A 26,763-nucleotide genomic window follows, 5' to 3' on the forward strand; every position below is an offset into this window, starting at 1 on the left:
ACGGCCGGTTACAACGGGGTAAGGACCTTACGTCGCCGCACGCGGCGGCCTGTTTCGCTGCGCCCCGTGAACTTCGTGAAACGCGCGGCCCTGAGTCTCCGGGCCAGGAAGGGCAAGTCCGCGCTGCTGCTGGGGATCTTCCTGCTGATCTCCGCCCTGCTGCTCGGCGGTTTCCTGCTGCGGGGGGCGACCGAGCGGCAGGAGGCGGAGACGCGTCGCCTGGTCGGGGTGGACGTCACGGTGCGCGGCGACCGGCTGACGGCCGGGGCCGCCGACCGGATCGGCGCCGCGCCGCCGGTGGCCCGGTACAACCCGGTGCTGCGCGGCGTGACGGCGCCGCCCGGCGTCACGCCCGTCACGTCGGGCGCGCCCGAGCCGCCGGAGGCGCGGGCCGACCAGGAGCGGAACGGTCTCGCGCTGACCGGGATCCGCGACGCCGGGCTGCTGCTCGCCTTCGCCACCGGCCGGGCGGAACTCGTCGCCGGGCGCGGCCTCACCGAGCGGGACGCCGGGCGCCACGTCGTCCTGCTGGAGGAGCGGCTTGCCGAGCGGAACGGGCTGGCCGTCGGCGACCCGGTCGAACTGGCCGCCGCCGAGGGCGGGGAGACGGTCCCCTTCGAGGTCGTCGGCCTCTACCGGAGCCCGCAGCAGACCCCGGCGCAGTGGGTGGCGCCCCGCGACCTGGCGGCCAACCAGCTCTACGCGCCCCTCGCGGCGGTCTCCGCGCTCGGCTTCGGCGACCGGTTGGACGAGGCGGTGTTCCGGGTCGAGTCGCCCGAGGCGGCGCGGCCGCTGCGGGCCGAGGTCGAGCGGGTGTTGGGCCAGGACGGCTTCCGCTTCGACGTCAACGACAAGGCGTACCAGGACCGGGTGCGGCCGATCCAGCGCGTCGCCGCCTTCGCGGGCGCCCTCGTCTGGCTGATCTCGCTGGCCGGCACCGTGACGCTCGGGCTGATCGTCGCGCTGACCATCCGGGAGCGGCGCGACGAGCTGGGGATGCTGCTGTCGCTCGGCGAGCGGAAGTGGAAGCTCGTCGGCCAGCACACGGTGGAGGTCGCGGCGGTCGCCCTGGTCGCGCTCGCGGTGGTGGCCCCGCTCGGCCTGCTCGTCGCCCCCCTGGTCGGCGAGCGCCTGCTGTCGCCAGGGCCCGACGAGCCGGACCGTGCGCCAGGCGACGAACCGGCGCCGCCCGAACTCCGGATGGCGGCGGCCGACCTCGGCGCGGTCGCCGGCGTCGGACTCGGCATCTCGCTGGTGTCCACCGTCCTCCCCGGCATCGGGATCCTCCGCCTGCACCCCCGCTCCATCCTCACCGACAGCGAATGACCAGAGGCGAACAGCCATGAACTTCATCAAACGCGCGGCACTGAGTCTGCGGTCCCGCGCCGCCAGGACCCTGATCACGTTCGGCACCTTCGCGGTCGTCTCCGCCATGGTGCTCGGCGGCGTGCTCATCACCTCCGCCACCGCCGAGGCGGGCGAGGCGGCGAAGCGCGAGGTCGGCGCCGAGGTCGAACTGGGGGTGGACATCGACGCGATGGTCGCCGGCGGCTCGCTCCAGGCGCCCGCCATCGGCATCGACACCCTGGAGCGGATCGGCGAATCGCCGCTGGTGGAGCGGTACAACTACCAGTCCTTCAACGGCACCCGGCTGCTGGGCGGCGCGGGCACCGTGAGCGACACCCCCATGTACGCCGACGCGCCGGACGACTACACGCTGGTCCACGGCGTCCTCGACTCCTCGCTGCTGCCCGGCTTCGCGGACGGCTCCTGGCGGTTGCTGTCCGGCGAGCAGATCACCGCGGACGACCGGGAGCGGGACGTCGTCCTCGTCGAGGAGCGGCTGGCGCGGCAGAACGGGCTCGCGGTCGGCGACACCCTCACGCTGTCCGAGAACGACCCGGCTGGCGACCGGCAGGCCGAGTTCACCGTCGGCGGCATCTACCGTGACCCCTCGGACGAGCCGGACCCCGAGTTCCAACAGCTGCCAGGCGACCGACTGTTCATCCCGGCGGAGGCGCTGTCCCGGCTCAACCCCGAGGAGGGGCCGGCGAGCGTCAGGTCCGCCACCTTCCGGCTCGGCGACCCCGCGACGTTCGCGGCGTTCGAGGAGTCGGCCCGGGAGATCGCGGGCACGGATCTCGACGGCTTCCAGCTCGGCCTCAACGACCAGGCGGTCGCCCAGATGACGGGCCCGCTGGAGAGCATCGCCTCGACCGCGACGACGACGATGTGGCTGATCGGCGTCGCGGGCGCCGGCGTGCTCTGCCTGTTGGCCGCGCTCGCCGTGCGGCAGCGCCGCCGGGAGTTCGGCGTGCTGCTGGCGATGGGCGAGCGGCGGTGGCGCCTGGTCGCCCAGCAGGCCGTCGAGACCCTGGTGGTCGCGGTCCTCGCCGTGGGCCTGGTCTCGGTGGTCGCCGAGAGCCTGACGCAGCGGGCCGGCGCGGCGCTGCTCAGCGACGAGGCCGCCGCGGCCCAGCGGGAGATCGACGCCTGGCAGCCCCCGCCGCCCGGCTCGACCGGGCTCGGCGAGGGCATCGACCCGAACGACGCGCCGGTCGAGAACGCGGACCCGATCGACGAGATCACCGTCCGGCTCGATCCCGCGGCGCTGGCCACCGTCGCCGGCGTCGGGCTCGGCCTCGGCGCCCTCGCCACCGCGATCCCCGCGGCCGCCGTCCTGCGGCTCAGCCCGCGCGCCATCCTCACGAAGGGCAACTGACCTTGACCGCCGCACCGCAGACCCCCGAACCGCGGGCCCCCGAACCGCAGGCCCCCGCCACCCCGGCACCGCCCGCACCGCCCGCACCGCCCGCACCGCCCGTGCTCACGCTCTCCGGCGTCGGCCACGTCTACCGGGACGGACCCCGTGCCCGCACCGTGCTCCAGCACGTCGACCTCGACTTCGAGCGCGGGGTCTTCTACACCATCCTCGGCCCCTCGGGCAGCGGGAAGACCACCCTGCTCAGCCTGGCCAGCGGCCTGGACTCCCCCACCAGGGGCACCATCCGCTTCGACGGGCGCGACCTCGCCGACCTGGGCCTCGGCCGCTACCGCAACCGGCACGCCGCGACGATCTTCCAGCAGTACAACCTGCTGACGTACCTGACGGCGGTGCAGAACGTCACCACCGCCATGGAGATCACCGGCACCCGCCCCGCCACCGGCAGCCGCCGGGCCCGCGCCTTCGAGCTGCTGGAGCGGGTCGGCCTCGACCACGAGGCGGCGCGCAGCCGGGTGCTCAGGCTGTCCGGCGGCCAGCAGCAGCGCGTCGCCATCGCCCGCGCGCTCGCCTGCGACGTGGACATCCTCTTCGCCGACGAGCCGACCGGCAGCCTCGACGAGGAGACGGCCGCCGGCATCGTCGCCATCTTCAAGGAGCTGGCCCACGAACGGAACCGGTGTGTCGTGGTCGTCACCCACAACCAGGCGCTGGCCGCCGAGTCCGACCGGGTGCTGACCCTGCGGCGCGGCCGGGTCACCACGACGCGGCGGCGCTGAGGCCGCGCGAGGGCGGCCGCCCGGACGCGCACGCGTCCGGCCGGCCGCCCCAGTACTGCGGTCGCTCAGCAGGTGGGGTTGGTCTGGGTCAGCAGGCCCATGCGCCAGGGCAGTTGGCTGTAGTCGCCGCCGGCGCTCGGGTTGATGCCCTGGTAGAGGAACTGGAGTCGGCACGTGTTGATGGTCATCGTCTGGTCGTTGCCCGCCCGCAGCAGCTCACCGTGGCTGAAGTCCTGTGTCCAGTTCGCGGTGCCGGACGGGAAGGTCACGTTGTTGGAGCGGGCGAACGGGTTGGCCTCCGTCCCGTGCAGCGGGGTCCACTGTCCGCCGATGCTGCTGGAGGTGAACGACCGGTACCATCGGCGGCCGTTGGAGCCGATGGCCTCCTGGAGCAGCAGGTACTGTCCGGTATCGCTCATGCGATAGACCGCGGTGCCCTCGAAGAGGTTGTTGCGGTTCCCGTCCTGGAGCGCGATCACCGTGTTGCCGAACCCGTTGGGGAAGTTCGCCAGGGAGGTCTGGGCCCGGTAGATGTGCCCGTTGTCGTCGCTGGAGAACAGATGGCAGTTGGCGGTGTCGCAGATCACCCAGAAGTCGACCCAGTAGCCGTTGCCGATGTTCTGCCGGATGATGTCCGGCATGCTGCTCATGAAGTTGCGCGGCGTCGACCAGGACCTGGGGTTGCTCGGGTCGCTGCTGACCGAGTACGAGGGCAGTCCGGTCTGGTAGACGAGGTACCACTGGTTCTGTGGCGCGAAGTAGAACACGTGCGGCGCCGCCCGGTAGCCGGCGCCGACGCCGGACGCGGTGTCGAGGTACGTGTGCTGCGCGTTGGCCATCTGCGGCCAGTCGGGGGCGGAGAAGTGCACCAGGTTCCAGCCGCCGCTCCGGTTGGCGGTGGTCGCGTAGACCTGCCACCTGTTGTTGTGCCAGACCACCGAGTAGTCCTTGATGGAGACGATGTCGTGCGTCGCGTCCGGCCTCGGACTGGCGAGTATCCCGCTGGAGTTCCACCGCATGGACGAGGGCAGCGCGGCGGCCGACGGATCGTCGCCGGCAACGGGCTCGGCAGCGGGCTCGGCGGGCTCGACGGCTGCGGCTGGCTCGACGACGGCGGCCGGCTCGGCGGTGGCCGGCTCGGCTGCCGCGGCCACCCCGTTGAGCGCGTTCAGCACCGAGGTGTAGGCCGGCTTCTTGTTCCCCGCGTTGTCGAAGAGCAGCGGGTTCTGCCCGGTCCGCCATGAGTCGCTGTCCCGGATGCCCCACACCGTGATGCCGGTGCAGCGCGAGACGGCCAGGCAGGCCCGGGTGACGGTGGAGTAGACGTTCGCCTGGTTGGCGCCCGCGATGTCCAGCTCGGTGATCTGCACGTCGACGCCGAGGTCGGCGAAGCGCTGGAGGTTCGCCTGGTAGTCGCCCGGCACCGAGTTGGTCAGGTGCGACTGGAACCCGACGCAGTCGATCGGCACGCCGCGGGCCTTGAAGTCGCGGACCATGTTGTAGATCGCGGTGCTCTTGGCGTTGACGCCGTCGGTGTTGTAGTCGTTGTAGCAGAGCCGGGCGCCCGGGTCGGCGGCGCGGGCCGCCCGGAACGCGGCCTCGATCCAGTCGTTGCCGGTGCGCTGGAGGTTCGAGTCACGGCGCGCCCCGCTCGTCCCGTCGGCGAACGCCTCGTTCACCACGTCCCAGGAGTGGATCTGCCCCCGGTAGTGGGTGGCGACCTGGGTGACGTGGTTGATCATCGCCGACCGCAGCGTGCTGCCGGAAAGGCCCTGGGCCCAGCCGGGCTGCTGGGAGTGCCAGAGCAGGGCGTGGCCGCGGACCGACATGCCCCGCGAGCGGGCGTGGTCGACGATCCGGTCGCCGTTGGTGAAGTTGAACTGGCCGCGGTTGGGCTCGGTGGCGTCCCACTTCATCTCGTTCTCGGCGGTGACGCTGTTGAACTCGCGGTTGAGGATGCCCGTGTAGACGCCGTCACCGAGCTTGTACGCGGCGACCGCGGCGCCGAAGTAGCGGCCGCGTTCGGCCGCCGAGGTGCCGAGCGTGGTGCCGGCCTGCGCGGTGCCCGCCGTGGCGACGATCGCGCCAGAGGCGATGAGCACGGCGCTGAGCAGCATGACCAGCGTCCTGAGCCGGCGGAGCGGGGTGAGCCATAAGCCCGTTCCGATGGGGTGGTTCATCTGTCGTCCCTTCTGGGTGGGGAGGTGTGTCGGGCCGCTGCCGGCGTGAGGGGACGTCAGGCGCCGGCGCGGGAGGGGCCCGAACCCGCCGGTCATGCCATAGACATGACAGGCAGGCGCTTGAGTGGTGGCCCGCCCGACGGATGGCGGACCCACCCGGCGCCGACCGGATCGTTCGACATCTCGAACGATGGCCGGATCGCCGGGCATGGCTGAAGGTACGGGAGGGCGGCCGCGCGGGTCAGCGCCGCGTCGACGCGGGTCAGCGTCGCGCCGGCGGGGCCGTGCTGTCGCGGATGATCAGCTCGGTGGCCAACTCCACCCGGGTCTGCGGGAGTTCCCGCCCCTGGGCCAGGGCGAGCACCATGGTCGCCGCGGTGGCGGCCATCTCGGCGAGCGGTTGGCGGACGGTGGTGAGCGGCGGGGTCAGCCAGGGCGAGGGGAAGAGGTCGTCGAACCCGACGACGCTCAGGTCCTCGGGAACCCGCAGCCCGGCCTCGGCGGCCGCCCGGTACACCCCGAGGGCCTGGCCGTCGTTGCCCGCGAAGATCGCGGTCGGCGGGTCGGGCAGCCGGAGCAGGTCCCTGGTGTGCTTCAGCCCGTCCAGGATCTGGAAGTCGCCGGTGCGGACCAGGGCCGGGTCGACCGGCAGGCCCGCCGCGTCCATGGCCGCCCGGTAGCCGTCCAGCCGGGCGCGGCCGGCCAGCACGTCCTCCGGCCCGGCGATCATGGCGACCCGCCGGTGGCCGAGGCCCAGCAGGTGCCGGGTGGCGGACAGCCCGCCGCTCCAGTTGCTCGCGCCCACCGAGGGCGGGGCGTGCCCGGGCTCCCCGGTGGGGTCGACCAGCACGAACGGGATCCCGCGGCTGTTCAGCCGCTCCGCCTGCGGCCCGGTCGGCCCGGAGAACACCGAGATGACCCCGGTCGGGCGGCGGGCCAGCACGCCGTCCGCCCAGCCCTGGCCAGGGGTGTGCCGGCCCTGGAGCTCGGCGACCACCACGGCCAACTGGTGCTCGGCGGCGACCCGTTGGACGCCCTGGTAGATCTCGAACGGGTAGGGGCCGCGGACCTCGTGGAAGACCAGCTCCAGCAGGGCCGCGGGACCCGCGACCTTCTGCCGCCGGTATCCGTGGCGGCGGATGATGTCCTCGATCAGCGAACGCGTCCCCGGCGCGACGTCCGCCCGGCCATTGACGACCTTGGAGACCGTGGCCACGGAGACCCCCGCCCGCTTCGCGATCTGCGCGATCGTCAGCGGCTCGTCCCGGGCTTCGGCTGAGGGCATGCGAGCAGTCTAACGACGCCACTTCCGATCCTTTCGAAGAGGACGGTGCCGCACGCCCACGGGGCCTCTTGACGGCTCATCGGGTCGTTTCTACAGTCCTCGCATCGCAACGATCGGTCAATAGCCTCGAATGTTTTCGCCCCTTGCCGTCACTCCACCAGCCGGGCCGGGAACCCACCAGTGGCGATCGGGCTCCACCGCTTCGGCGTGATCCGGATGATCGACTTCCCCTGCCGGACCATCGCGGCCCGGTACTCGTCCCAGTCCGGGTGCTCGCCTGAGATGTTGCGGAAGTACTCGACCAGCGGCTCCACCGAGTCGGGCGCGTCGACGACCTCCGCCTCCCCGTCGACCTGCACCCACGGCCCGTTCCACTCGTCCGACAGCACGACCAGCGACACGGCCGCGTCCCGTCGCGCGTTCCGCGTCTTGGCCCGCTCCGGATACGTCGAGGCGACCAACCGCCCGGAATCGTCGACCCCACACGTCAACGGCGACGCCTGCGGGGCGCCGTCCGCCCGTCGAGTGATCAGCAGACCACGGTGCCGAGGCCGAACGAACTCCAGCAGACCGGCCAGGTCGACGGTGGTGTTGGTGGCGATGGAAGGGCTCATGACGACACCGTATGACATCACTCCGGCGGCAGGGAGGCACCGCCGGAACCCCCCACGGCCAGCCGTGGGGGCGGGCATCGGCGGGTCTACTGCGCCGGTTGCCCCGCGCCCGTGCACATCTCGCGATCTCCCAACCGCTGGTGCCCCGGCGTGGGCTGGCCCTTCTCAGCGCTCGTGTACGCCCCGCACTCGGGACAGCTGGCGTTGGTCCGTCCTGGATCGATAGCCGGCACGCGTGACCTCCTACGAAAGCATGCAGAAGACCCTCGCCCCCGAGTGGAAGATCACCCCGAAGCCGGGATGCATCGCCGGCGGCGTGTGGTCCGAGTAGCCGTACGTCCGTAGGATCTCCGTGCTCCCGGAGTTGTTCAAGACGGCCGCCAGGTACCCCTCGACCTGACGCGGATCGGCGCCTTTCCCAAGCTCGGGCACCGCCACCGGAGCCGGTGCTTCCTTCTCCACCGGCTGCTCCGGCTCCGCATACTTCTCCCCCTCGCGCGACTGCGCGGTGATCGCGTGCCGGATCTGCTGCCCGGTCGGCAGAGTCAGCGCGATGCCCATCGGTCGCTTCGTGTCTTCCGACCATGGCTCGGCCTGAATGCCGGCGGCGCGGTAGGCGTCGATCGCGAACTGCTGAAACCTCTGCGGGCGCATGATGACGTGTTCCTCTCCTAGGACGACCGTGGGCAGTTTAGGAGCCGGCCACGGCAGGTGCGGTCAGGACGCATCGGCCACCGCCGTCAGGACGGTGGCGTCCGCCGTCCACTCCCTCCCGCTCCCGTCCACCGGGCGCATGTGCGCCTCCGCGTGCAGCACGCGGCCGCTCTCCCGCGCCACGTGTTCGAGCACACCGTCCAGCCGGCCGACGCGGCCGGTCGTCGGGTCGGTGACCAGCTGCCCCATCAGCTCGTGCCCGCCCCAACGCAACGCGATCTCCACGGTCACCGGGCCACCGCCTTCCCCGGCTTCCAGGGGCAGGTGACGGCGTGGTCGTCATTCGCCACGATGGCGTGGCGGCAGTAGCCGCACGTCACGGGCTCGGCAGGGTCGACCGAGCCCTCCAGCCCGGTCACCACGGTGACGGTTTCCCCTGGTTCGCCCAACCAGCCAAGGGCGGCGAGTAACGTCCGCGCGGCTTGACGCGCTCGTCGGATCGAGTCAGGCAGAACGGCATCGGTGTGCACCGGGCACCCCCCGAGTCATCGGCGATGATTCCGATGACAGACGGTATGGAGCCGGTCACTCCCGAATATGAATGTCGGGAATAGCTGCTGGCCAGGCGCTCGAAATCTAGTCGCCCAGGTTGAACCGGTTGGACATCCGGCGGATCCGTTCGCTCACCGCTACCCGCTCGGCCTGCCGAATGCGGCGCAGCGTCGCGCGCGCGATGGGGTGGTTTCGGATCAGCTGTGGTGCGGTGGCTTCCGCTCTTTCCAACTCGGTCAGCGCACGGTCCCGGCGACCGGACCACAGGTACGCGCGTGCGAGATCGAGGGCGTAATGACCGCGCCTGGACTTCGGAAGCTCCCTCAGGTCAGACGGGTCGGTCTGGCTGTGAAGCCGCAGGGCCTCGTCCTGGTTGCTCATCTCCAACTCGGCGCCGACCGCGTGGATGGCCACGTTGCCGGGGGAGAACGTGAGCGAATGGCGGTCGAACCGGAGGGCTGTCCCCCGGGAGCGTTCGGCGACCTCGCGCCCCTGGGCGATGCGGTGGCGAGCCTCGCTCTCGCGGCTTCCGCGGGCAGCCGAGATGGCCGCCCGCAAGTGGAGCGCCCCCCAAACCCGCAAGGCCGATGGGTCACCCCGGTCGTACAACGACTCGATGTCCCGCAGTGCCTTGTCCGACAACGCGATCGCATCATCCCAATCCGCTGTCGCCCACATGTCCCATACCCGCATCCAGTGAGCGACGGCTGGCATCAACTCGTCCCCACTCCGCTCCGCTGCCCAGGCGGCGCGCTCACACGTCATGGTGACCAACTCAGGGTGGCCGAGGGCGTGTGCGCTGGTGTGGCCGAACTTGCAGACGATGGCGTAGACGCCGTACGCCTCTTCACGCTCCCGGCCGCTCGCCACCTCGGCCAGGGCCCGCGACTCGCGCAGCAGGTCAGGCAAGGCGGCCAGTATCGAGGTGTTCTTGGCGTTGTCCCGCAGCGTGTGCAGCTTCGCGGTCTCGGCCCACAGCTTCTCGGCCGGCCGTGGCTTGCCGTCGAACACGGGCGCCAGGTCGTAGCGCCGCAGCTCTCTTATGATCGCGGCCGCCGACACCTGCCACTGGTTGGCCGAGGCGGCCTGGGTGTACGGGCGCTCGATCAGTTCGTTGGGGTGGATGTGCAGCACTCCCGCCAGCGAGTTGATGACGCTGGTGCGGTCCAGTTCGATGGCGCCCTTCTCCACCTTCGACACCCACCCCTGGGTACGGCCGAGTCGGGCGGCCACGTCGGCCTGCGTCAGGCCGAGCCGGAGCCGGGCGTCGCGCAGACGCTGGCCGATGGTCAGGGCTTCGTCCACCATCACGCCACCCGCATTCCGTGCGTGGTGATGTGCTGGAGCGTCAAGTCCCACATGATGAACTCCGATTCGTCCTGCGGTGGCACGCACTCAGGACGGTACCTCTGTCAGCACTCGGGGTGAACAGCGAACGGCCGCGCGCCTACGCGGCGCCGGCCTACCTGGTGCCGGCGCCGGCGGCCGCGTCGGCGAGGAGGTGCGCCAGTGCGCACGGCGCGGTGACCATCGGCCAGTGGCCGGAGGCGAGGTCGACCAGTTCCAACCGGCTGGCCCGGGCCATCTCGGGGAGGTCGCCGGCGTCGATCCACTCCTGCGCCTCGGCGGGGCTGAACTCGGGGCAGACGACCGTGACGGGGACGTCGAAGCGGCGCTCGTCCGTCAGCCGCACCGGGCCGGTGGCCACGCCCTCGGGGACCGGGATGGCGGCCGAGGCGAAGCGGTGCCTGGCCGCCTCGTCCAGGTCGGCGGCATCCGGCCCCTCGAACGGGCCCCAGCCGGGGAACGGCATCGCGCCGTCCTGGATCGGGAAGAAGTCGGCGTACGGCTTGCCGTCGGCCGCCGGGAAGCCGCCGATCATGACGACGCCGGCGATCCCCGCCGGGCGCGCGTCGGCGACCAGCCACGCCAGGGTGGAGGCGGCGGAGTGGCCCACCACCAGCGGCTTCTCGGGCGCGGCGTCGACCGCGGCCAGCACCGCCGCCAGCTGGTCCTCGAGCGTGGCGGCCGTGGCCCCGTCGCCCTGGCCGGGGAGGGTCAGCTGGACCGGCCGGTGGCCGAGCGACCTGAGCTCGGCCGCGACGTCGTCCCAGACGGCTCCGTCGAGCCAGAGTCCCGCGACGAGCAGGATGTCCATGATCAGTTCCCCGTTCCTTCGGTCGCACGGTGCCGGCCCACCGTGGCACCGACCCTAGCGACCGGCACTGACAACCCAGCCGAAGCGATCCCAAACCCCGAATCGGTGGCCTCCCGTCCGGTTAACGGCTCCCCAGGCGGAAACCCGGGGCGGGAACAGACCAAGAGCGGGATTCGGGAGCATCATGACCAACGCAACGAAGGACCAGCACTGGGAGCAGAAGAGCCTCGACGACCGCATGCGGTACGTGATGGAACACCTGGTGGACCGTTACGGCTACCCCGTGAACGGGGCGGCGGGGGTGGTGGGCAACCTCGTGGCGGAGTCCGGGGTGATACCGAACCGGGTCGAGGGCAGCGCCCCCGGCACGCCCATGCGCTCGACGAACTTCGCCGGCGCCGTGGTGAACCACACCCCGCAGGCCATCATGAACCGGAACTCGGCCCAGCACGTCGGGCCGTCCAGGCCCGGGATCGGCCTCGCGCAGTGGACCGCGCCGCCGCGCCGCGCCGGCCTCTTCAGCCACCCCTTCGACGGTGGGGGCGCGCTCGGCGCGAACGCGATCTTCAGCATGGACGACCAGATCGACTACCTCGCGGACGAGATCCACGATGTCTACACCGGGGTCAACGCCTTCCTGAAGAAGCCGACCGTGCAGGTGAACGACGCGTGTGACGAGGTCGTGTACAACTACGAGGTCCCGGGCGCCATCATCGCGGGCGGCTCCAGGCTGCCCCGGTCCGATGCGCGCGTTCGGGCCGTCTTCGCCAAGCGGCGCCCCTCGGCCCAGGCAGCCCTGAGCGCCTACCGCGCCGCCCATCCCTGAACCGAACCTCCGACGCCGCCCGGGCCCGACGGGTCACGGGTGGCGGCGGCGCGCCTCGGGGGTGAGTTCGGCGTCGCCGTAGCTGTTGTCGGCGGGGTTGACCGTGACGCCGGGCGCGACGAGTTCGTCGATCCGGTCGAGCAGTTCGGCGGGGAGCGCGACGTCGGCGGCCGGGAGTTGGGACTCCAGCTGCTCCATCGTGCGGGGGCCGATGATGGCCGAGGTGACGGCCGGGTGGTTGATGACGAACGCGATCGCCAGCTCGATGAGGCTGAGCCCGGCCTCCTCGGCCAGCACCGCCAGGCTCTCGGCGATCTCCAACTTGCGCTGGTTCTCCGGCAGTGACATGTCGAACCGGTTGGCGAGCCGGCGCCTGGCCTCCGAGGCCGGGGCCTGCGCGTCCCGGCCGGTGCGGTACCGGCCGGAGAGCCAACCGCCGCCGAGCGGGCTGTAGGTGAGGATGCCCATCCGGTGCCGGCGCGCCGTCGGCAGCACGTCGAGCTCGATGCCGCGCACCATGATCGAGTACGGCGGCTGCTCGGTCACGAACCGTTCGAGGCGGCGGTCGCCGGCCACCCACTGGGCCTCCACGATCTGGCTGGCCGCGTAGGACGACGAGCCGAGGTAGCGGACCTTGCCCTGCCGCACCAGGTCGGTGAGCGCGCCGAGCGTCTCCTCGACGTCGGTGTCCTGGCTCGGCCGGTGCACCTGGTAGAGGTCGATGTGGTCGGTGCCGAGCCGGCGCAGCGAGTCCTCCACCGCCCGGATGATCCAACGGCGGGACGCGCCACGCTGGTTGGGGTCGGCGCCCATCGGCATGAAGAACTTGGTGGCCAGCACGACGTCGTCGCGGCGGCCCTTGAGCGCCTTGCCGACGATCCGCTCCGACTCGCCGTCCGAGTACACGTCGGCGGTGTCGACGAAGTTGATCCCGGCGTCCAGCGCCCGGTGGATGATCCGGATCGACTCGGCCTCGTCCTCGTTCCCCCAGGGGCCGAACATCATGGCCCCCAGGCACAGTGGGCTGACGGAGACGCCGGTCCCGCCAAGCACCCGGTTCCGCATCGTCATGGTCATGCCTCCTGGCACGCTCGGCTGCGCTCTCTCGACACGGCGGCAGGCTAGGCGCGGCACCCCCGGGCGTGACAGGCCGTACCACTCCCCTGATCGACATTCACCCTCGCGAGGGCCGCATCCGGCGGAGGACCCTGCCCCGCGACACGTTCGGCCCGTCCGCGATGGCGCCCGGCGGGGAGCGACCCGAGGATCGTCTCGACGGCTTCCCCTGATCTCCCTCGTCCCCCACGCGACAGAGAAAGAGCTGGAGATGAACAGAAGTTCACTGAACACCCTCGGCACGCTCGGCCTGGCCACCGCGCTCGTCCTGCTCCCGGCGAGCGTCGCCCTGGCCGGCGACACCCACGACGCACCCGACGCACCCGAAGCCCACGACGCCCCGCACGTGCTGCCGGCGGAGTCGGAGCCCGACCAGGCCGGCGGGACCGGCGGCGGCCTCACCGAGGAGGACGTCGAGGCCCAGCTGGAGCGGGTCAGGCGGGCGACGGACCGCTACCAGAACGTGCGGCTGGCGGAGGCGGACGGCTACACGCTCGGCGAGTCGTGCATCACCGGCCTCGGCTACCACTTCGTCAGGGAGGTGGCCGAGAGCCAGGAGGAGTTGGCGATCACCGAGCCGAACTCCGTGGTGTACGTACCGCAGGAGGACGGCAGCCTGAAGCTGGCCGCCGTCGGGTACGTGTCCAAGCGCCCGGCCAGCCTCTTCGGCGAGGAGTTCACCCCGCCGCAGACGCTCCCCTACTACACGCTGCACGCCTGGGTCTGGGAGGAGAACCCGAACGGCACGTTCGAGCACATCAACCCGAACATCACCTGCCCGGGCCGCCAGGCGATCCCGCCGCCCAGCGAGGCCTGACCCGGCCGACGCCCGACGAGGGTCCCGTGGTCCGTCCTCGACGGCGGACCACGGGACCCTCGCGCGAGCCGAGTCCCGGGCTCGGACCCGGGATCGGCCCCGGGCTCAGCCCTGGTGGGGGGCGGCGACGTCCAGCACCCAGGTGACGCCGAAGCGGTCCCTGAGCATGCCGTAGAGCGGCGCCCAGGCCGCGGCCTCCAGCGGGCGCAGCACGGTCGAGCCGTCGGCCAGCCGCCGCCACAGGCCGCCGAGTTCGTCGGCGTCGTCGCCGCGCACCGAGACGAAGAACGGGTTCTCGCCCTGGTTCCACGGCAGCTCGGACGGCACGTCGTAGGCCATGACGCGGAAGCCGTTCCCGGCGACCACCTCGCCCCACATCACCCAGTCCGCCTCGGCCCCGCGCGAGACGTCGCCCGCGTCCCGGTAGCTGACGGCGGCGGTGCGCCCGCCGAAGACGGAGTGGTAGAAGTCCAGCGCCTCGCGGGCGGCGCCGCGGAAGTTCAGGTGGGTCGTGGTCGTGACGGACATGGGTGGCTCCTCGCCTGATCCGGTCGGTTCGGGGTCGGGGCTCACCGTGCCAGGGGTGGCGGACAGGGTGTGTCCGCTACGTCGCCCGGCGGCCGGTCAGTGGGTGAGCGGCCAGCCGGCGGCGCGTGACGGGTCGTCCGGGCGGTGGTCGCCGTGGTCAGCGGGCGTTCCGGGCCGTGGCCCTGGCGAGGCGCTCCTCGATCCTGGCCAGCGCCTCCATGGTGGCCCGCCGCTCGTCCGTGGTCAGGCCCTCGGTGAGGCTCCGCTCCATCTCGGTCCAGGCGCGCTCGACCTCGTCCTGGAGGGCGAGGCTGGCGGACGTCGGCGTGATGATGGTGACCCGCCGGTCGGTGGTGGAGGGGGAGCGGCGGACGAAGCCGGCGTGTTCGAGGCGCCGGACGGTGCGGGTCATGGTGGCGGCGTCGGAGCCGAGCAGCGCCGCCAGGTCGCTCTGGCGCTGGGGGCCGTGCTCCCACAGCTGCATCATCACCAGTTCCTGCATGGGGTGGAGGCCGAGGCGGCGCAGCAGTTGGCCGGCGAGCATCCGGTGCAGGCGGGCGACCCGCAGGATCGCGTGCGTCATCGGGCCCGACCCGACCGGCTGCGTGCCGGCGGCGCAGCCGACCCGGGCCGCGACGGCCGCGACCTCGGCCGGGGTCGGCTCGTCCGGCCCGTTCGACTCGTTCGGGGCGGTCGGCTGGCTCATGGTCAGGAGCCTACCGGCCACGGCTCCCCGGGCACCGGGGCTCCTGTGGCGCGGATCACAGTCCTCAGGGAATGCCCTCGACGCATTTACTTGTTCGAGCAGGTAATCACGGGTCGCGACGCGCGCGATCCGACTCCCGACGATGAGGAAACCGCTCATGACCACGGCATTCGACCACCACGACCTGGCCGGCAGGCGGCTGGCCAACCGCATCGTGATGGCCCCGATGACCCGCAGCCGCGCCTACGGCCCGGGCGCGAGCCCGACGGAGCTGATGGCCACCTACTACGCGCAGCGGGCGAGCGCCGGGCTGATCGTCACCGAGGGCACCCAGCCCTCCGTCGTCGGCCAGGGTTACCCGAACACCCCGGGACTGCACTCGGACGAGCAGGTCGCGGCCTGGCGCGGGGTGACCGACGCCGTCCACGAGCGGGGCGGGGTGATCTTCGCGCAGCTGATGCACGCCGGCCGGATCGGCCACCCCAGCCTGCTGCCGGAAGGACTGCGCCCGGTCGCGCCCTCGGCGGTCACCCCGCTCGGCCAGGTCTTCACCCAGGAGGGCCCCAAGGAGCTCGGCACGCCGAGGGAGCTGACCGAGGACGAGATCGCCGCCACCGTCGCCGACTTCGCGTCCGCCGCCCGCAACGCCATCGCCGCCGGCTTCGACGGCGTCGAGCTGCACGGCGCCAACGGCTATCTGATCCACCAGTTCCTGGCGCCCAACGCCAACCGGCGCACCGACGCCTGGGGCGGCTCGGTCGAGGGCCGGGTCAGGTTCGCGGTCGAGGTGGCGGAGGCGGTGGCCGCGGCCGTCGGCGCGGAGCGGGTCGGGATCCGGATCTCGCCCGGCAACCCGGGGAACGACATCGTCGAGGACGACCCGGCGGACAGGACCGAGGTCTACCGGACCCTGGTCGCCAGGCTGGCCCCGCTCGGCCTCGCCTACCTGCACGTGATGGAGGTCGACGGCCAGCGCGAGCTGGTGCGCCTGCTGCGCAAGGAGTGGCCGGGAACCCTGGTGCTCAACCCCTTCACCGGCGCCGAGCCGACCGGGCCTGCCGAGCTGAAGCTGGTCGAGGACGGCACGGCCGACCTGATCGCCTACGGCTCGCTGTTCGTGGCCAACCCCGACCTGCCGGCCAGGCTCGCCGTCGGCGGCCCGTTCAACACCCCCGACCTGGCCACCGCCTTCGGCGGCGACCACCGGGGCTACACCGACTACCCGGCCCTCGACTGACGTCCGCCCTCCGGCGCCCGGCCGGGTGACCGGCCGGGCGCGGATACCCCGCGGAGGAGCCCCCCATGGGAAGGGTGCGCCCATGACCTACTTCACCGATGCCCAGCGCGCCTACCTCGCCAGCCAGCGGCTGGCGAGGCTGGCCACCGTCGACCCCGACGGCCAACCGCAGAACAACCCGGTCGGCTTCTTCCTCCAGGACGACGACACCATCCTCGTCGGCGGCCTGCGGATGGGCGCCACCAAGAAGTGGCGGAACCTCAGGACCAACCCCAGGCTCGCCCTCGTCGTCGACGACGTCGTGAGCGTCACCCCGTGGCGCGTCCGCTTCCTGGAGATCCGCGGCACCGCCGAGCTGCTGGTCGGCCCGCACGAGCTCGGCTCGCACTTCAGCCCCGAGGTGATCCGCATCCACCCGACCAGGATCCACAGTTGGGGCCTGGACAACGAATGACCCGATTGGGCCGGTTGACTGCTCGACCAAGTATCCCGGGAGCCGTCAGCCGGCCACCCACCCGCCGGTCATCTCCTCGACGCTGCGCAGCGCGGTGGCGAAGATCGTCAGGACCGGGTTGACGCCGCCGTTGGTGACATGGACCGAGCCGTCCATGACCCGCAGGTTCTCGTGGCCCCACACCCGGCCGAAGGAGTCGACCACCGAGGTGGTGGGGTCGTTCCCCATCCGCAGCGTGCCCGCCTGGTGCTGGCCGCCGGACGGGCCGTGCGGCGGGAACCGGTAGGCGAAGACGTCCCGGGCGCCGGCGGCGCGCAGCCACTCGGCGCTCCGGCGGCTGGTGAAGTCGCGGGCCCGCAGGTCCTCCGGGTGCACGCCGCCGCTGATCCTGGCGACCGGGACGCCGTGCCGGTCGACCACCCCGTCGTCCACCAGGACCCGGGCGTCGGCGACGGTGACCTCCTGGACCGGGCCCATCAGCCGCATGCTGCGCCGCACCAGGTCCCGCATGCCGCGCTTGCCGGCCGCCCCGGCACGCGGCAGGAGCCCGGCGCCGACCAGGTAGCGGTAGGTGTTGGACGGGGTGGCGACGAACTCGTTGGCGATGATCCCGCCGCCGACCAGGTCGCCGTTCCGGTGCCGGTGGTCCGTCGTCGCGATCGAGGGTCCTGGCCCGACCAGGTCCTCGACGACGTCGTCGAAGACGCCCATCGCGCCGCCGTACAGGTGCCCCTGGAGGTGCCGGCCGACGAGGTCGTGGCCGTTGCCGAGGCCGTTGGGCTCGCGCTCGCTGCGGCTGTTGAGCAGCAGCCTGGCCGACTCGATCGCGCCGGCGGCGACGACGACCTCGGCGGCGTCGACATCCCGCCGCCACGCCACGCCGTCCACGGTGCCGACGAGCGTGACGCCGACCACCCGGCCGGCGCCGTCCGTGCGGATCCCGGCGGCCCGGCTCTCCAGCACCACGGTGGCCAGGCCGGTGGCGAACGCCCGGGTCAGCATCGTGTTCTGGCTGCCGTTCTTGGCGTCCACCTGGCAGGCGAAGCCGACGCACAGGTTGCACTGGGCGCACGCCCGCCGCCCCAGGTAGGGGCGCGAGTTGATCAGCAGCGGCACGTACACGGTGGCCAGGCCGAGCGAGGCGGCCGCGGCGGCGAGGCGCTCCCGCGCCGGCCCCGCCGGCAGCGGGCCCATCGGCAGCTCCCTGGCCCGGGCGCCGGCCCACCGGCCGTCGTCCGGGCCACCGCTGACGCCGATCTCCCACTCCGCGCGCTCGTAGTAGGGCGCGAGGTCGTCGTAGCCGATGGGCCAGTCACGGAGCGCGCTGCCCGGCGGGACGCCGTAGGCGGTGGCCATCGCGAAGTCGAGCGGCGCGAACCGCCAGGCCTGCGCCCCGTAGACGCGGGTCCCGCCGCCGGCGGTGAAGGCGTTGTTGTGCCAGCCGGAGTCCGTGGGGTGCACGACGAGTTCGCGCCGGCCGTCGTCCAGCACCCGCGGGTCGCCGTCGGCGGCCGGTCCCGAGAGCGGCGCAAGCCCCCAGTCGGAGCGCGGGTTCCGCATGTGGTCGTGGGCCAGCTCGGCCGTCTCCGGCCAGGCCCCGGCCTCGACGACCAGCACCGTGCGGCCGGCCTCCGCGAGGCCGCAGGCGGCGACCCCGCCGCCGGCCCCCGAGCCGATCACGATCGCGTCGTAGCGGGCGGCCAGCTCGCGGGGGTGCGTGGTGGCGGGGGTGGCGGCCGCCACCGGGACCTCGGTCCCCCAGCCGCCGAGCGGTTCCGGACGCCAGTCCACCATCGCCCAGGACGCGGCGCCCGCGTTGCCGCCGTTGCCGGGGTCCGCGTAGTAGCCGCCGGCGACGAGCTCCGCGAACCAGTCCCAGTGCGCGCTGGCCCGCCCGCGGCGGAGCACGTCCGCCACCCGCGGCCGCCAGTCGGGGCGTTCGGCGAGCACCGAATCGACGAACGCCAGCCCGCCGGCCGCCGACGCCGAGGGGAAGTCGTCCCCCGGCACGACCTCGTCGAGCAGCGCCGCCAGCCGCGCCCGCTCGTCCTCCGCCGTCCCCGTCTGATCCGGTATCCGCTCCTGATCCCGTTGTTCCGACACGCCGGACCCCTTTCCTTTCGCCACGTTCGCCGCGAGTATCCCCGCGCGCCACGCTCCGCTGTAAGGGGTGCCGCCGGCGCGGTGGCCTCAGCCGAGAGCGGCGGCCAGCGCCCGCCACTCCGCGTGCGGCACGGTGTCCGGCTCGGTGGGCCGCACGGCGAGCACCACCTGGTCGGCGCCGGCGGCCAGGTGCCGCCGCACCCGGGCGGCGACGGCGTCGACGTCGCCCCAGGCGACGACGCCGTCGATCAGCCGGTCGCTCGTCTCGGCCAGGTCGGCGTCGGTGAAGCCCATCCGGCGCAGGTTCTCGGGGTAGCCGCCGACCCGGCTCAGGAAGCCGACGGGCTCCCGGACGGCGTCCCTGGCCCGCCGCGGATCGGTTTCGACGACGACGTACTCCATGACGACCAGGGCCGCCTCATCGCCGAGCACCGCGCGGGCGCCCGCGGTGAACTCCGGGGTGACCAGCAGCGCCAGCGCGCCGGCCGCCCGGTCCCTGGACAGCTCCAGCATCCGGGGGCCGAGCGCCGCGAGCAGGCGGGCGTCGGCCGGGACGGGCGGGGTCGCGGCGTCCAGGCCGTCCAGGTAGGCGTTCATGGTGCGGAGCGGGCTGCCGCCCTGCACCCCGCCGAGTCCGGTGATCAGCCGCCCGGGCGCGGTGGCCTCCAGGTCGCGGCGGAACGCGACGACGTCCGCCGGCGGGTGCACCCGGGCGGGGATGATCGCGCTGCCGACCGTGACCCGCTCGGTCGCCAGGACGACGTCCCGCAGCGGATCGAGGGCGGCGAGCTGGCCGCCGGCGATCCAGAGCGTCGAGTAGCCGAGGTCCTCCAGCAGGGCGGCGTCCTCGAGGTGCCCGCCGTCGGCGCGCACGTCCAGGGTGACGCCGACGGGTCCCAGGCCGAGCCGTGTCATCTGTGTTCCGTACCTTCCGTGCGAGTGGGAGTGGGAGTGGGAGTCGTGCGCGGCGTGGTTCGCGGTTCTTCGCAGTTCTTCGCAGTTCTTCGCGGTCCTTCGCCGGACGACCACGACGCTAGGCTCTCAACCGCACTTGAGGTCAACCGTCGGCCCACGCCGCCGCCGTACCCTCGTCCCTGTGCCCGCCTCCCGCCTGCGCCGCGTCGCCGTCCTCGTGCTGGACGGCGCCAAGCCGATGGACGTCGGCATCCCCGCCCAGGTGTTCACGACCCGCGCGAGCATGCCGTACGAGGTGCGGGTGTGCGGCCCGGCACCCGGTCTGGTGGCCGGCGGCGACGGGCTCTCGTACCACGTCGCGGACGGCCTCGACGCGCTCGCGTGGGCCGACATCGTCTTCATCCCCGGCTACCACCACCCGGACCGCGAGGACCCGCCGCCCGCCGTGGTCGAGGCGCTGATCGCCGCCCACGCCCGCGGCGCGCGCCTGGCCGCGATCTCCACCGGCGCGTTCGCGCTCGCCGCCACCGGCCTGCTCGACGGCCGCCGCGCCACGACGCACTGGCACTACACGCGGGCGCTCGCCGCCCGGCACCCGCACGTCAGGGTCGACGAGAACGTGCTGTTCGTCGACGAGGGCACCGTGCTGACGTCGGCGGGCGCCGCCTCCGGCATCGACCTGTGCCTGCACATCCTGCGCGGCGACCTCGGGATCGCGGCCTCGAACCACGCGGCGAGGCGGCTGGTCGCGGCCCCCTACCGCAGCGGCGGCCAGGCGCAGTACGTGCCGCGCAGCGTGCCTGAGCCACTGGGCGAGCGGTTCGCCACCACCCGCGAGTGGGCGCTGCGCCGGCTCGGCGAACACCTCACCCTGGGGGCGCTGGCCCGGCACGCCGCGGTCTCGCCCCGCACGTTCTCGCGGCGCTTCGTCGAGGACACGGGGTACACGCCCATGCAGTGGGTCATGCGGGCCCGTCTCGACCTCGCCCGTGAGCTGCTGGAACGCTCGGAGCTGAGCGTGGAGCGGATCGCCGCGGACGTCGGCCTCGGCACCGGCGCCAACCTGCGGCTGCACTTCCAGCGGGTGCTCGGCACCACGCCGAGCGAGTACCGGCGCACCTTCGCCAGCGGCGAGTGACCCGCGCCACTCCACCGGGCGCGATCCTTTCGAACGATGGCACTCGCGCCGCTGTCTCGGGCCGCGGGCCGCGGGCGAACCTGGCGGTGATCGACGGGACATCGAAGGGACACCACTCATGCCGCGCATCGCCGTCAACGGATTCGGCCGCATCGGACGCAACGTGCTGCGCGCCCTGCTCGAACGGGACAGCGACCTGGAGGTCGTCGCCGTCAACGACCTCACGGAACCCGCCACGCTGGCGCGGCTGCTCGCCTACGACACGACGGCCGGCCGGCTGGGCCGCCCGGTGACGGTCGACGGGGACACCATCGTCGTCGACGGCCGCCGCATCCGGGTGCTGGCCGAGCGCGAGCCGGCGCGGCTGCCGTGGGCCGAGCTCGGCGTCGACGTCGCGCTGGAGTCGACCGGCCGCTTCACCGCGGCCAAGGCGGCCCGTGCGCACCTGGCCGCGGGGGCCGGGAAGGTGCTGGTCAGCGCGCCGTCGGACGGCGCTGACGTGACGCTCGCCTACGGCGTCAACACCGACGCGTACGACCCGGCCACGCACACCGTCGTCTCGAACGCCTCCTGCACCACCAACGCGCTCGCGCCGCTGGCCTCGGTGCTCGACGAGCTCGCCGGCATCGAGCACGGCTTCATGACGACGGTGCACGCCTACACGCAGGAGCAGAACCTGCAGGACGGCCCGCACCGCGACGCCCGCCGCGCCCGCGCCGCCGGCGTCAACATCGTGCCGACGACGACGGGCGCCGCCAAGGCGATCGGCCTCGTGCTGCCGAACCTCGACGGCCGTCTCTCGGGCGACTCGATCCGGGTGCCGGTCCCGGTGGGCTCGATCGTCGAGCTCAACACGACGGTCACCCGCGCCGTGTCGCGCGACGACGTGCTGGCCGCGTACCGCGCGGCGGCGGACGGCCGGCTGGCCGGCGTCCTCACCTACTCGGAGGACCCGCTGGTCTCCTCCGACATCACCGGCGACCCGGCCTCGGCGATCTTCGACTCGGCCCTCACCCGCGTCGACGGCCACCACGTCAAGGTGGTCGCCTGGTACGACAACGAGTGGGGCTTCTCGAACCGCGTGGTCGACACCCTCGAACTCCTCACCCGCGCCGGCTGACGCCCTGGCGCACATACACCAGCCGGGTACATGGACTACGCTTGGTACATGTCCATGAAGCGCACGAACGTGTACGCCGACCCCGAGGACCTGGCCATCATCAAGGAGGCGGCGAGGCGGCGGGGGATCAGCGAGGCCGAGATCATCCGCCAGGGCATCCACCTCGCCGCGATGGCCAACCGCGTCTGGGACGAGCCGCTGTTCTCCCGCACCTTCGAGGGGTCGGGCCGCACGCCGTCGGCGGCCGAGGTCCGTGACACGGTCGCCGACGCCGTCCGCCGCGAGTCGGACACCGGAACCGCCGCGTGATCATCGTCGTCGCCGACACCTCGGGGCTGCTGGCCGCCCTCGACGCGGCGCACCCGGAGCACGGCGGGGCGAACGAGGCGCTCACGGCCGCGGGGCTGCTGGTCATGTCCCCGCTGCTGCTGGCGGAACTCGACCACGTCGCCACCCGCGAACTGGGCCGCGCGGCCGCGCTCAGCGCGGTCGACGACATCCGCCGCTGGATGGGCCGGGGCCGCGTGGTCGTGCCGGAGATCACGGAGCACCACCTGGCCGCGGCCCAGTCGATCCGCGGCCGGTACCGCGCCCTCGACCTCGACCTCGCCGACGCGGTGAACGTGGCCCTGGCCGCCGACTACGACACCGACGCGATCCTCGCCCTGAACCGGCGCGACTTCCGCGCCGTGCGCCCCCTCGGCCGGCACAAGGCGTTCCGGGTCCTGCCCGACGACCTCCCGCTCTGAGCCGCAGGCCGGCCGGCTTCCTCACGCCGCGCCGGCCACCGCCTCGCGCAGGCGCGGCAGGGCGGTCGGGTCGGCGAGGGCCGAGCCGATGGCGACGGCCGAGCAGCCGGCCGCCAGGAAGTCGGCGGCGTTGTCGGGGCCCACGCCACCGGTGGCGACGAAGCGGACGTCGGGGAACGGCGCGCGCTGGGCGGTGATCCAGCCGGGCCCGAGCTGGGCCGCGGGGAACGCCTTGACCCAGCTCAGGCCGGCGGCCTGGGCGCCCGCGATGTCGGTGGCGGTGGCGACGCCCGGCAGATGCGGCAGGCCGGCCTCGGCCGACGCCTCGACGACCGCCGGGTGCAGCCCGGGCGCCACGGTGAACGCGGCGCCTGCCGCGTGCGCGGCCCGCAGCCGCCGCTCGGTGGTCACGGTGCCGGCCCCGACCTGCCTGCCGTGCTCCCGCGCCGCCTCGACCGCGGCCGCCAGCGACGGCAGGGCGTCGTCGGACTGGATCGGTATCTCGACCAGCTCGACGCCGAACTCCCAGGCCCGAAGGCAGAGTTCCACCGTGCTCCGGGGGTCCTGGCCGCGGAAGATCCCGAGGACCGGGCTCTTGGCCAGATGGCGCGCGAAGAAGGCGGCGCCGGCGTCGGCGTCCGGGGCGGCGGTCATGGGGATGGTTCCTTTCCAGCCCAGCCTGGTGCTGAGGGGTGTGACGGAGATGTCGTGGGTGACCGCGACGCGCTCAGGTGTCGATCTCCCAGGGCATGGCGAAGCCGAAGTTCAGCAGGTACACGGCGAGCAGCACGGCGCAGATCGAGCCGGCGGCCACCGTCAGCGCGATGTTGCGGCGCCGCACCCTGGGGTCGAGGGCGCGCTGCGCGGCCTCCGCGACCTTGCGCCTGGTCCAGCGCAGCACCAGCTGGGCCCAGACGAACTCGCTCCCCCAGATCGCCATCCCGGCGAAGATCACGAGCCAGCCGGGGCCGGGCAGCGGCAGCATGATGATCCCGATCACCACGACCACCAGGCCGGCCACGAAGACGCAGGCCTGCCAGCCCAGGTGGAGCGGGCGGGAGCTCTTGACGAACTGCGGCGCGCGGGAGCCGAGCGGCTTCTCCTTCTTCACCGGTTCACCGACCTCGCTCCGGCCGCCCCCCGCCGGCTCGACGGCCCCGTCGGGCCCGTCCGAGCCCGCGGCGGATCTCCGTACGTCCATGTGGCTCATGCGAAAGGTCAACCCCCTTGGTGGCAGCCAGCACCGACCCGGTTTCTGTCACTGAGTGACAGAAAGGCAAGTGACAGGAGATGACACCAGGCCGCGGCACCATCCCCTTCCCCCTACCGTAACCGCACCACCGCCGCACCGCCCCCGACGCGGATCAGAGGGGGGGCGGGCCCGCCGGAGGTCGACCACCGCCCGGAACCGCTCGACGGCGGGCGCCGCGTTCGGGGTGAAGTCGACCAGCTCGACCGGATCCCGCCGCCGCGCGCCGAGGTCCACTCCCAGCCCCCGCCGAAGCAGAAGTGCAGGTGGGCGAGGCGCCACGCGATCGTGGTGACCGGAGCCGCGTCGGGCTCCGCCGGCGCGGTCACGCACTGGCGAGAGCGTGGTCCGGCTCGTCGAGCCAGACGCGCTGCCCGGTGGAGGTGACCGTCAGACCGAACCGGTCGAGGTCGGGGCGGCCTTCGGCGGAGTATCCCTGGTGGAGCTGCTCGATCCTCTCCCAGAGGGCACGGGGCCCGTACTCCCACACGGTGCCGGTTCCGTCGGCCTGGGCGGCTGAGCCCTCACCATCGAGGACGGTGGCCTCGGGGGCGGCCGGTGGGCCGGAGAGCGCGACGTGCAGCTCGGGGTGGTGGGCGTGGAGGTAGACGAGGAAGCCCACGTTCGCGACCGCCCTGGTGTCGAGGTCGGTGGGGCTCTTCCAGCTCTGGGCGCCCGGGGGCACATGGGTCATGCGGTCGCGTTGGGGGCGGCTGAGCATGAAGGAGCTGCCTGTCACGAAGGGGCCGGCCGCGGTGCCGTCTTCGGCGACGGTGAGGCGGACGACGGCACCGGCGTGCAGGGGGGTGACGATGACGCCCCCGGGGCGCGTCTGCCCCACCCAGGCGTGGGGGACGGAGCGGACCGAGAAGGTCCCGATCAGCCGGTCGTACGGAGCGGCGGGCGCCCAGCCGCCCTCCCCGTCACCATCGACGACGCCGACCTGCGCGGGGTCGATGCCGGACTCCGTGAGCGCCCGGCGGGCCTGGGCGGCAACATCGGGGTCCAACTCGACGGTGGTGACCACCGCGCCGCGGTGGGCGAGGAGCGCGGCGTTCCAGCCGGTGCCGGCGCCGACCTCGAGGACCGTGTGCCCGGCGGCGAGATCGAGGTGGTGCAGCATCTTCGCGACCATCGAGGGCATCGAGCTCGACGACGTCGGATCAGCGGCACCGCCCGTCGTTCGCGGCCTGCCGTCGTTGAGCTGGGTGACGACCGGCTCGTCGCTGTACACCAGCTCCCACCACGCGTCCGGCTCCTGGGCCCGGTCGACCTCGCGGAAGCCGCGACCAGCCATCCGCCACACCCGTTCGGGGATGAAGAGGTGTCGCGGGGTGGCCTCGAAAGCCGGCCGCCACCCGGGCCTCAGATGCCCGCGGTTCTCCAGGGCGTCGAGCAGCCCCGCGTGGCCGGTCCGCCAGCCGCGACTCACCCGTTACCGCCGCCCGTGCCGCCATCGCCGTCCTCGGTTGGCGGGTTCGGCACATCGGGCCCCGCCCCGTCCGGGGATGGCATCGGCGGCTCGTAAGGCCGGTCCGACGGCTCCCCACGATGCTTGGCCACCACAGCGACGCTCTCCATGGTCCCGCGCCCTCCCCGCTCCCGTTCACGGCCGCCGCGTCATCGCCGCGCCGCCGTCGATCATCTTCCCCAAAACGTCATGTCCGAGGCAATACGGCCAGGACTTTGTGTCGCTGACCGGTCGCTCTCCGTCTCCTCGACAGAGGCGATACGGCCGACGTCCGCCAGAAGGCACTCGACATCCTCCGGAAGGGTTCCGGCCGTGACCGCGCCCATCCGGATGGGGGTGTCGTCGGAGAGGCCTTCCAGTGCCTGCCGGAGATCGCCGACTGTCAGGGCTCGGTGCTGCGCGAACCGGTCCACGTGGAGGTCGAACTCGTAGCCGTGGCGGCCTGGGTGCCCCTCAGGGAGCGTGCATGCCTCGGCGTCCACCAATTCCGGGTTCTTGGAATCCTTCGGGCAGTTTGGGTGCCTGATGAGCTCGCGGGCGGTCGCGTGCCAGCGGATCCACGTGGGACCGTTCGTCGAGGTCTGGCCGTGGGCCCAATGCCACGGCCCCTCGTGGCCACCCTCCAGAGCACACCAGGTGAACTCCTCCAGTTTGTCCGAGCCGAAGGGCAGGCTGGCCAGGTGGTTGTACTCCTCGACGGTATAGACCGTCGCCATGGGGCACCCCGAACGCATCATCGTCAACTCAAGCTCTCCCCTTCACGAGGTCGTTCGCAGCCAGGCCACGTACCCGCGGGGCCGGGGTCAGCGTTGCGTCGACGCTACAGGCAGCGGCCTCGGTCGGTGGCGAAAAGCGGTTCCGCCCCAGCCGGCCAGCACCAGCAGCGCCACGTCGATCAGCGGCCGGCGCGGACGGCGGTGCGCGCCGCGCGCCTCAGGCCTCGGCATCGGCCACCGCCGTCAGGCGGGTGGCGTCCGCCGTCCACTCGATCCCGCTGCCGTCCACCGGCCGGACGTGCGCCTCGGCCAGCACGACCCGGTCGGTGGCCCTGTCGACGTGCTCCAGCACGGCGGCCAGCCGGCCCACCCGGCCGGTCGCCGGGTCCGCGACCAGCTCGCCGACCAGCGCGTGCCCGACCCATCGCACACCGGTGTCCGGCCTCACCGCGCCGCCGCCTTGCCGCGCTTCCACGCGCACGTCGTCGCGTGGTCGTCGTCCGTCACGACCGCGTTGCCGCAGTAGCCGCACGTCACCGGCTCGGCCGGATCGACCGCACCTTCCAGACCGGTGACGACAATGACGGCATCGGACGGACAGCCGGGAGAAGGGGACGTGGGGACTACGGCCATGGTCGGCTCCTCGGTGTTGGTGCCATCCGGACCGTATGGGC

General features: G+C 72.9%; 30 protein-coding genes and 1 pseudogene. 11 read left to right on the forward strand and 20 right to left on the reverse strand.

Annotation, left to right across the window (positions count from 1 at the left end):
* Positions 1 to 66: 66 nt before the first annotated feature.
* Genes ACYVPE_RS07355 through ACYVPE_RS07365 form a run of 3 tightly spaced genes read left to right on the forward strand, consistent with a single transcriptional unit; the run spans position 67 to position 3,501 of the window.
* Positions 67 to 1,326 (forward strand): ABC transporter permease, encoded by a 1,260-nt coding sequence (locus ACYVPE_RS07355; protein WP_461032605.1) that lies wholly within the window; start codon positions 67 to 69, stop codon positions 1,324 to 1,326.
* A gap of 16 nt (positions 1,327 to 1,342) precedes the next feature.
* Positions 1,343 to 2,722, forward strand: a complete 1,380-nt coding sequence (locus ACYVPE_RS07360; RefSeq protein WP_461032606.1) for an ABC transporter permease — start codon at positions 1,343 to 1,345, stop codon at positions 2,720 to 2,722.
* A gap of 2 nt (positions 2,723 to 2,724) precedes the next feature.
* Positions 2,725 to 3,501, forward strand: coding sequence for an ABC transporter ATP-binding protein (locus ACYVPE_RS07365; protein ID WP_461032607.1), 777 nt, complete (start codon positions 2,725 to 2,727; stop codon positions 3,499 to 3,501).
* A 65-nt stretch (positions 3,502 to 3,566) separates the two neighbouring features.
* On the opposite strand, the gene ACYVPE_RS07370 is transcribed toward ACYVPE_RS07365, so the two are convergent.
* The 8 genes from ACYVPE_RS07370 to ACYVPE_RS07405 all read right to left on the reverse strand — a co-directional run bounded on the left by ACYVPE_RS07370 (position 3,567) and on the right by ACYVPE_RS07405 (position 10,944).
* Complete coding sequence (locus ACYVPE_RS07370; protein ID WP_461032608.1) at positions 3,567 to 5,681, reverse strand: non-reducing end alpha-L-arabinofuranosidase family hydrolase; 2,115 nt, start codon at positions 5,679 to 5,681, stop codon at positions 3,567 to 3,569.
* Positions 5,682 to 5,943: 262 nt separating this feature from the next.
* Complete coding sequence (locus tag ACYVPE_RS07375; protein ID WP_461032609.1) at positions 5,944 to 6,966, reverse strand: LacI family DNA-binding transcriptional regulator; 1,023 nt, start codon at positions 6,964 to 6,966, stop codon at positions 5,944 to 5,946.
* A 149-nt stretch (positions 6,967 to 7,115) separates the two neighbouring features.
* Positions 7,116 to 7,580, reverse strand: a complete 465-nt coding sequence (locus ACYVPE_RS07380; RefSeq protein WP_132819414.1) for a PPOX class F420-dependent oxidoreductase — start codon at positions 7,578 to 7,580, stop codon at positions 7,116 to 7,118.
* Positions 7,581 to 7,823: 243 nt separating this feature from the next.
* Complete coding sequence (locus ACYVPE_RS07385) at positions 7,824 to 8,234, reverse strand: hypothetical protein (RefSeq protein WP_461032610.1); 411 nt, start codon at positions 8,232 to 8,234, stop codon at positions 7,824 to 7,826.
* A gap of 63 nt (positions 8,235 to 8,297) precedes the next feature.
* Positions 8,298 to 8,525: a hypothetical protein gene (locus tag ACYVPE_RS07390; protein ID WP_461032611.1), complete on the reverse strand. Its 228-nt coding sequence runs from the start codon at positions 8,523 to 8,525 to the stop codon at positions 8,298 to 8,300.
* The gene (locus ACYVPE_RS07395; protein WP_461032612.1) at positions 8,522 to 8,653 is read right to left on the reverse strand and encodes a hypothetical protein; all 132 of its coding nucleotides are present in this window, start codon (positions 8,651 to 8,653) and stop codon (positions 8,522 to 8,524) included. Before ACYVPE_RS07395 ends, ACYVPE_RS07390 begins: the two co-directional genes overlap by 4 nt.
* 217 nt (positions 8,654 to 8,870) lie before the next feature.
* A complete protein-coding gene (locus ACYVPE_RS07400; protein ID WP_461032613.1) occupies positions 8,871 to 10,094 on the reverse strand; it encodes a helix-turn-helix domain-containing protein in 1,224 nt (407 codons plus the stop codon).
* A gap of 154 nt (positions 10,095 to 10,248) precedes the next feature.
* Complete coding sequence (locus tag ACYVPE_RS07405) at positions 10,249 to 10,944, reverse strand: alpha/beta fold hydrolase (RefSeq protein WP_461032614.1); 696 nt, start codon at positions 10,942 to 10,944, stop codon at positions 10,249 to 10,251.
* 184 nt (positions 10,945 to 11,128) lie between these two features.
* Between ACYVPE_RS07405 and ACYVPE_RS07410 the strand changes: the two genes are divergently transcribed.
* Positions 11,129 to 11,770, forward strand: a complete 642-nt coding sequence (locus ACYVPE_RS07410) for a phage tail tip lysozyme (RefSeq protein ID WP_461032615.1) — start codon at positions 11,129 to 11,131, stop codon at positions 11,768 to 11,770.
* A gap of 33 nt (positions 11,771 to 11,803) precedes the next feature.
* Here the strand turns inward: ACYVPE_RS07410 and ACYVPE_RS07415 are convergent, their stop codons facing one another.
* Entirely contained in the window at positions 11,804 to 12,835 is a 1,032-nt protein-coding gene (locus tag ACYVPE_RS07415; protein WP_461032658.1) for an aldo/keto reductase, read from the reverse strand.
* A gap of 262 nt (positions 12,836 to 13,097) precedes the next feature.
* Between ACYVPE_RS07415 and ACYVPE_RS07420 the strand changes: the two genes are divergently transcribed.
* A complete protein-coding gene (locus ACYVPE_RS07420) occupies positions 13,098 to 13,703 on the forward strand; it encodes a hypothetical protein (RefSeq protein WP_461032616.1) in 606 nt (201 codons plus the stop codon).
* A gap of 105 nt (positions 13,704 to 13,808) precedes the next feature.
* Here ACYVPE_RS07420 and ACYVPE_RS07425 read toward each other — a convergent pair whose 3' ends face one another.
* A complete protein-coding gene (locus ACYVPE_RS07425) occupies positions 13,809 to 14,231 on the reverse strand; it encodes a VOC family protein (RefSeq protein WP_461032617.1) in 423 nt (140 codons plus the stop codon).
* Positions 14,232 to 14,388: 157 nt separating this feature from the next.
* The gene (locus ACYVPE_RS07430; protein ID WP_461032659.1) at positions 14,389 to 14,943 is read right to left on the reverse strand and encodes a MarR family winged helix-turn-helix transcriptional regulator; all 555 of its coding nucleotides are present in this window, start codon (positions 14,941 to 14,943) and stop codon (positions 14,389 to 14,391) included.
* Between the two features lie 151 nt (positions 14,944 to 15,094).
* Here ACYVPE_RS07430 and ACYVPE_RS07435 point away from each other — a divergent pair, with 151 nt between their 5' ends.
* Together ACYVPE_RS07435 and ACYVPE_RS07440 are read left to right on the forward strand one after the other, a co-directional pair.
* Positions 15,095 to 16,174 carry an alkene reductase gene (locus tag ACYVPE_RS07435; RefSeq protein ID WP_461032618.1) on the forward strand — a complete coding sequence of 360 codons (1,080 nt, stop codon included), beginning with the start codon at positions 15,095 to 15,097 and terminating at the stop codon, positions 16,172 to 16,174.
* 82 nt (positions 16,175 to 16,256) lie between these two features.
* Positions 16,257 to 16,628, forward strand: coding sequence for a PPOX class F420-dependent oxidoreductase (locus ACYVPE_RS07440; protein ID WP_461032619.1), 372 nt, complete (start codon positions 16,257 to 16,259; stop codon positions 16,626 to 16,628).
* Positions 16,629 to 16,673: 45 nt separating this feature from the next.
* On the opposite strand, the gene ACYVPE_RS07445 is transcribed toward ACYVPE_RS07440, so the two are convergent.
* Together ACYVPE_RS07445 and ACYVPE_RS07450 are read right to left on the reverse strand one after the other, a co-directional pair.
* Positions 16,674 to 18,731, reverse strand: a complete 2,058-nt coding sequence (locus tag ACYVPE_RS07445) for a GMC oxidoreductase (protein ID WP_461032620.1) — start codon at positions 18,729 to 18,731, stop codon at positions 16,674 to 16,676.
* A gap of 87 nt (positions 18,732 to 18,818) precedes the next feature.
* Complete coding sequence (locus ACYVPE_RS07450; RefSeq protein WP_461032621.1) at positions 18,819 to 19,646, reverse strand: TIGR03620 family F420-dependent LLM class oxidoreductase; 828 nt, start codon at positions 19,644 to 19,646, stop codon at positions 18,819 to 18,821.
* Positions 19,647 to 19,827: 181 nt separating this feature from the next.
* Between ACYVPE_RS07450 and ACYVPE_RS07455 the strand changes: the two genes are divergently transcribed.
* The 4 genes from ACYVPE_RS07455 (at position 19,828) to ACYVPE_RS07470 (ending at position 22,653) form a co-directional block, all read left to right on the forward strand.
* The gene (locus tag ACYVPE_RS07455) at positions 19,828 to 20,784 is read left to right on the forward strand and encodes a GlxA family transcriptional regulator (protein ID WP_461032622.1); all 957 of its coding nucleotides are present in this window, start codon (positions 19,828 to 19,830) and stop codon (positions 20,782 to 20,784) included.
* Positions 20,785 to 20,902: 118 nt separating this feature from the next.
* Complete coding sequence (gene gap, locus ACYVPE_RS07460) at positions 20,903 to 21,904, forward strand: type I glyceraldehyde-3-phosphate dehydrogenase (protein WP_461032623.1); 1,002 nt, start codon at positions 20,903 to 20,905, stop codon at positions 21,902 to 21,904.
* A gap of 48 nt (positions 21,905 to 21,952) precedes the next feature.
* Complete coding sequence (locus ACYVPE_RS07465) at positions 21,953 to 22,213, forward strand: ribbon-helix-helix domain-containing protein (RefSeq protein WP_461032624.1); 261 nt, start codon at positions 21,953 to 21,955, stop codon at positions 22,211 to 22,213.
* Positions 22,210 to 22,653, forward strand: coding sequence for a PIN domain-containing protein (locus ACYVPE_RS07470; RefSeq protein ID WP_461032625.1), 444 nt, complete (start codon positions 22,210 to 22,212; stop codon positions 22,651 to 22,653). Before ACYVPE_RS07465 ends, ACYVPE_RS07470 begins: the two co-directional genes overlap by 4 nt.
* Before the next feature lie 21 nt (positions 22,654 to 22,674).
* On the opposite strand, the gene ACYVPE_RS07475 is transcribed toward ACYVPE_RS07470, so the two are convergent.
* The 7 genes and pseudogenes from ACYVPE_RS07475 to ACYVPE_RS07505 form a co-directional block, all read right to left on the reverse strand.
* Positions 22,675 to 23,307, reverse strand: a complete 633-nt coding sequence (locus tag ACYVPE_RS07475; protein ID WP_461032626.1) for a bifunctional 4-hydroxy-2-oxoglutarate aldolase/2-dehydro-3-deoxy-phosphogluconate aldolase — start codon at positions 23,305 to 23,307, stop codon at positions 22,675 to 22,677.
* 73 nt (positions 23,308 to 23,380) lie between these two features.
* Positions 23,381 to 23,854 (reverse strand): TIGR02611 family protein, encoded by a 474-nt coding sequence (locus ACYVPE_RS07480; RefSeq protein WP_461032627.1) that lies wholly within the window; start codon positions 23,852 to 23,854, stop codon positions 23,381 to 23,383.
* Between the two features lie 189 nt (positions 23,855 to 24,043).
* Positions 24,044 to 24,228 (reverse strand): annotated as a pseudogene (locus ACYVPE_RS07485) (DinB family protein); the annotation flags it as partial.
* Complete coding sequence (locus ACYVPE_RS07490; RefSeq protein ID WP_461032628.1) at positions 24,228 to 25,334, reverse strand: methyltransferase domain-containing protein; 1,107 nt, start codon at positions 25,332 to 25,334, stop codon at positions 24,228 to 24,230. The gene ACYVPE_RS07490 and the pseudogene ACYVPE_RS07485, both read right to left, overlap by 1 nt.
* Before the next feature lie 209 nt (positions 25,335 to 25,543).
* Positions 25,544 to 26,089: a hypothetical protein gene (locus tag ACYVPE_RS07495; protein ID WP_461032629.1), complete on the reverse strand. Its 546-nt coding sequence runs from the start codon at positions 26,087 to 26,089 to the stop codon at positions 25,544 to 25,546.
* A 217-nt stretch (positions 26,090 to 26,306) separates the two neighbouring features.
* On the reverse strand, positions 26,307 to 26,537 hold the full coding sequence (locus ACYVPE_RS07500) for a hypothetical protein (RefSeq protein ID WP_461032630.1): 231 nt from the start codon (positions 26,535 to 26,537) through the stop codon (positions 26,307 to 26,309).
* The gene (locus ACYVPE_RS07505; RefSeq protein WP_461032631.1) at positions 26,534 to 26,722 is read right to left on the reverse strand and encodes a hypothetical protein; all 189 of its coding nucleotides are present in this window, start codon (positions 26,720 to 26,722) and stop codon (positions 26,534 to 26,536) included. The genes ACYVPE_RS07500 and ACYVPE_RS07505 overlap by 4 nt, the downstream gene beginning before the upstream one ends.
* Positions 26,723 to 26,763: the final 41 nt, after the last annotated feature.

Source organism: Streptomyces mayteni, assembly GCF_054783955.1.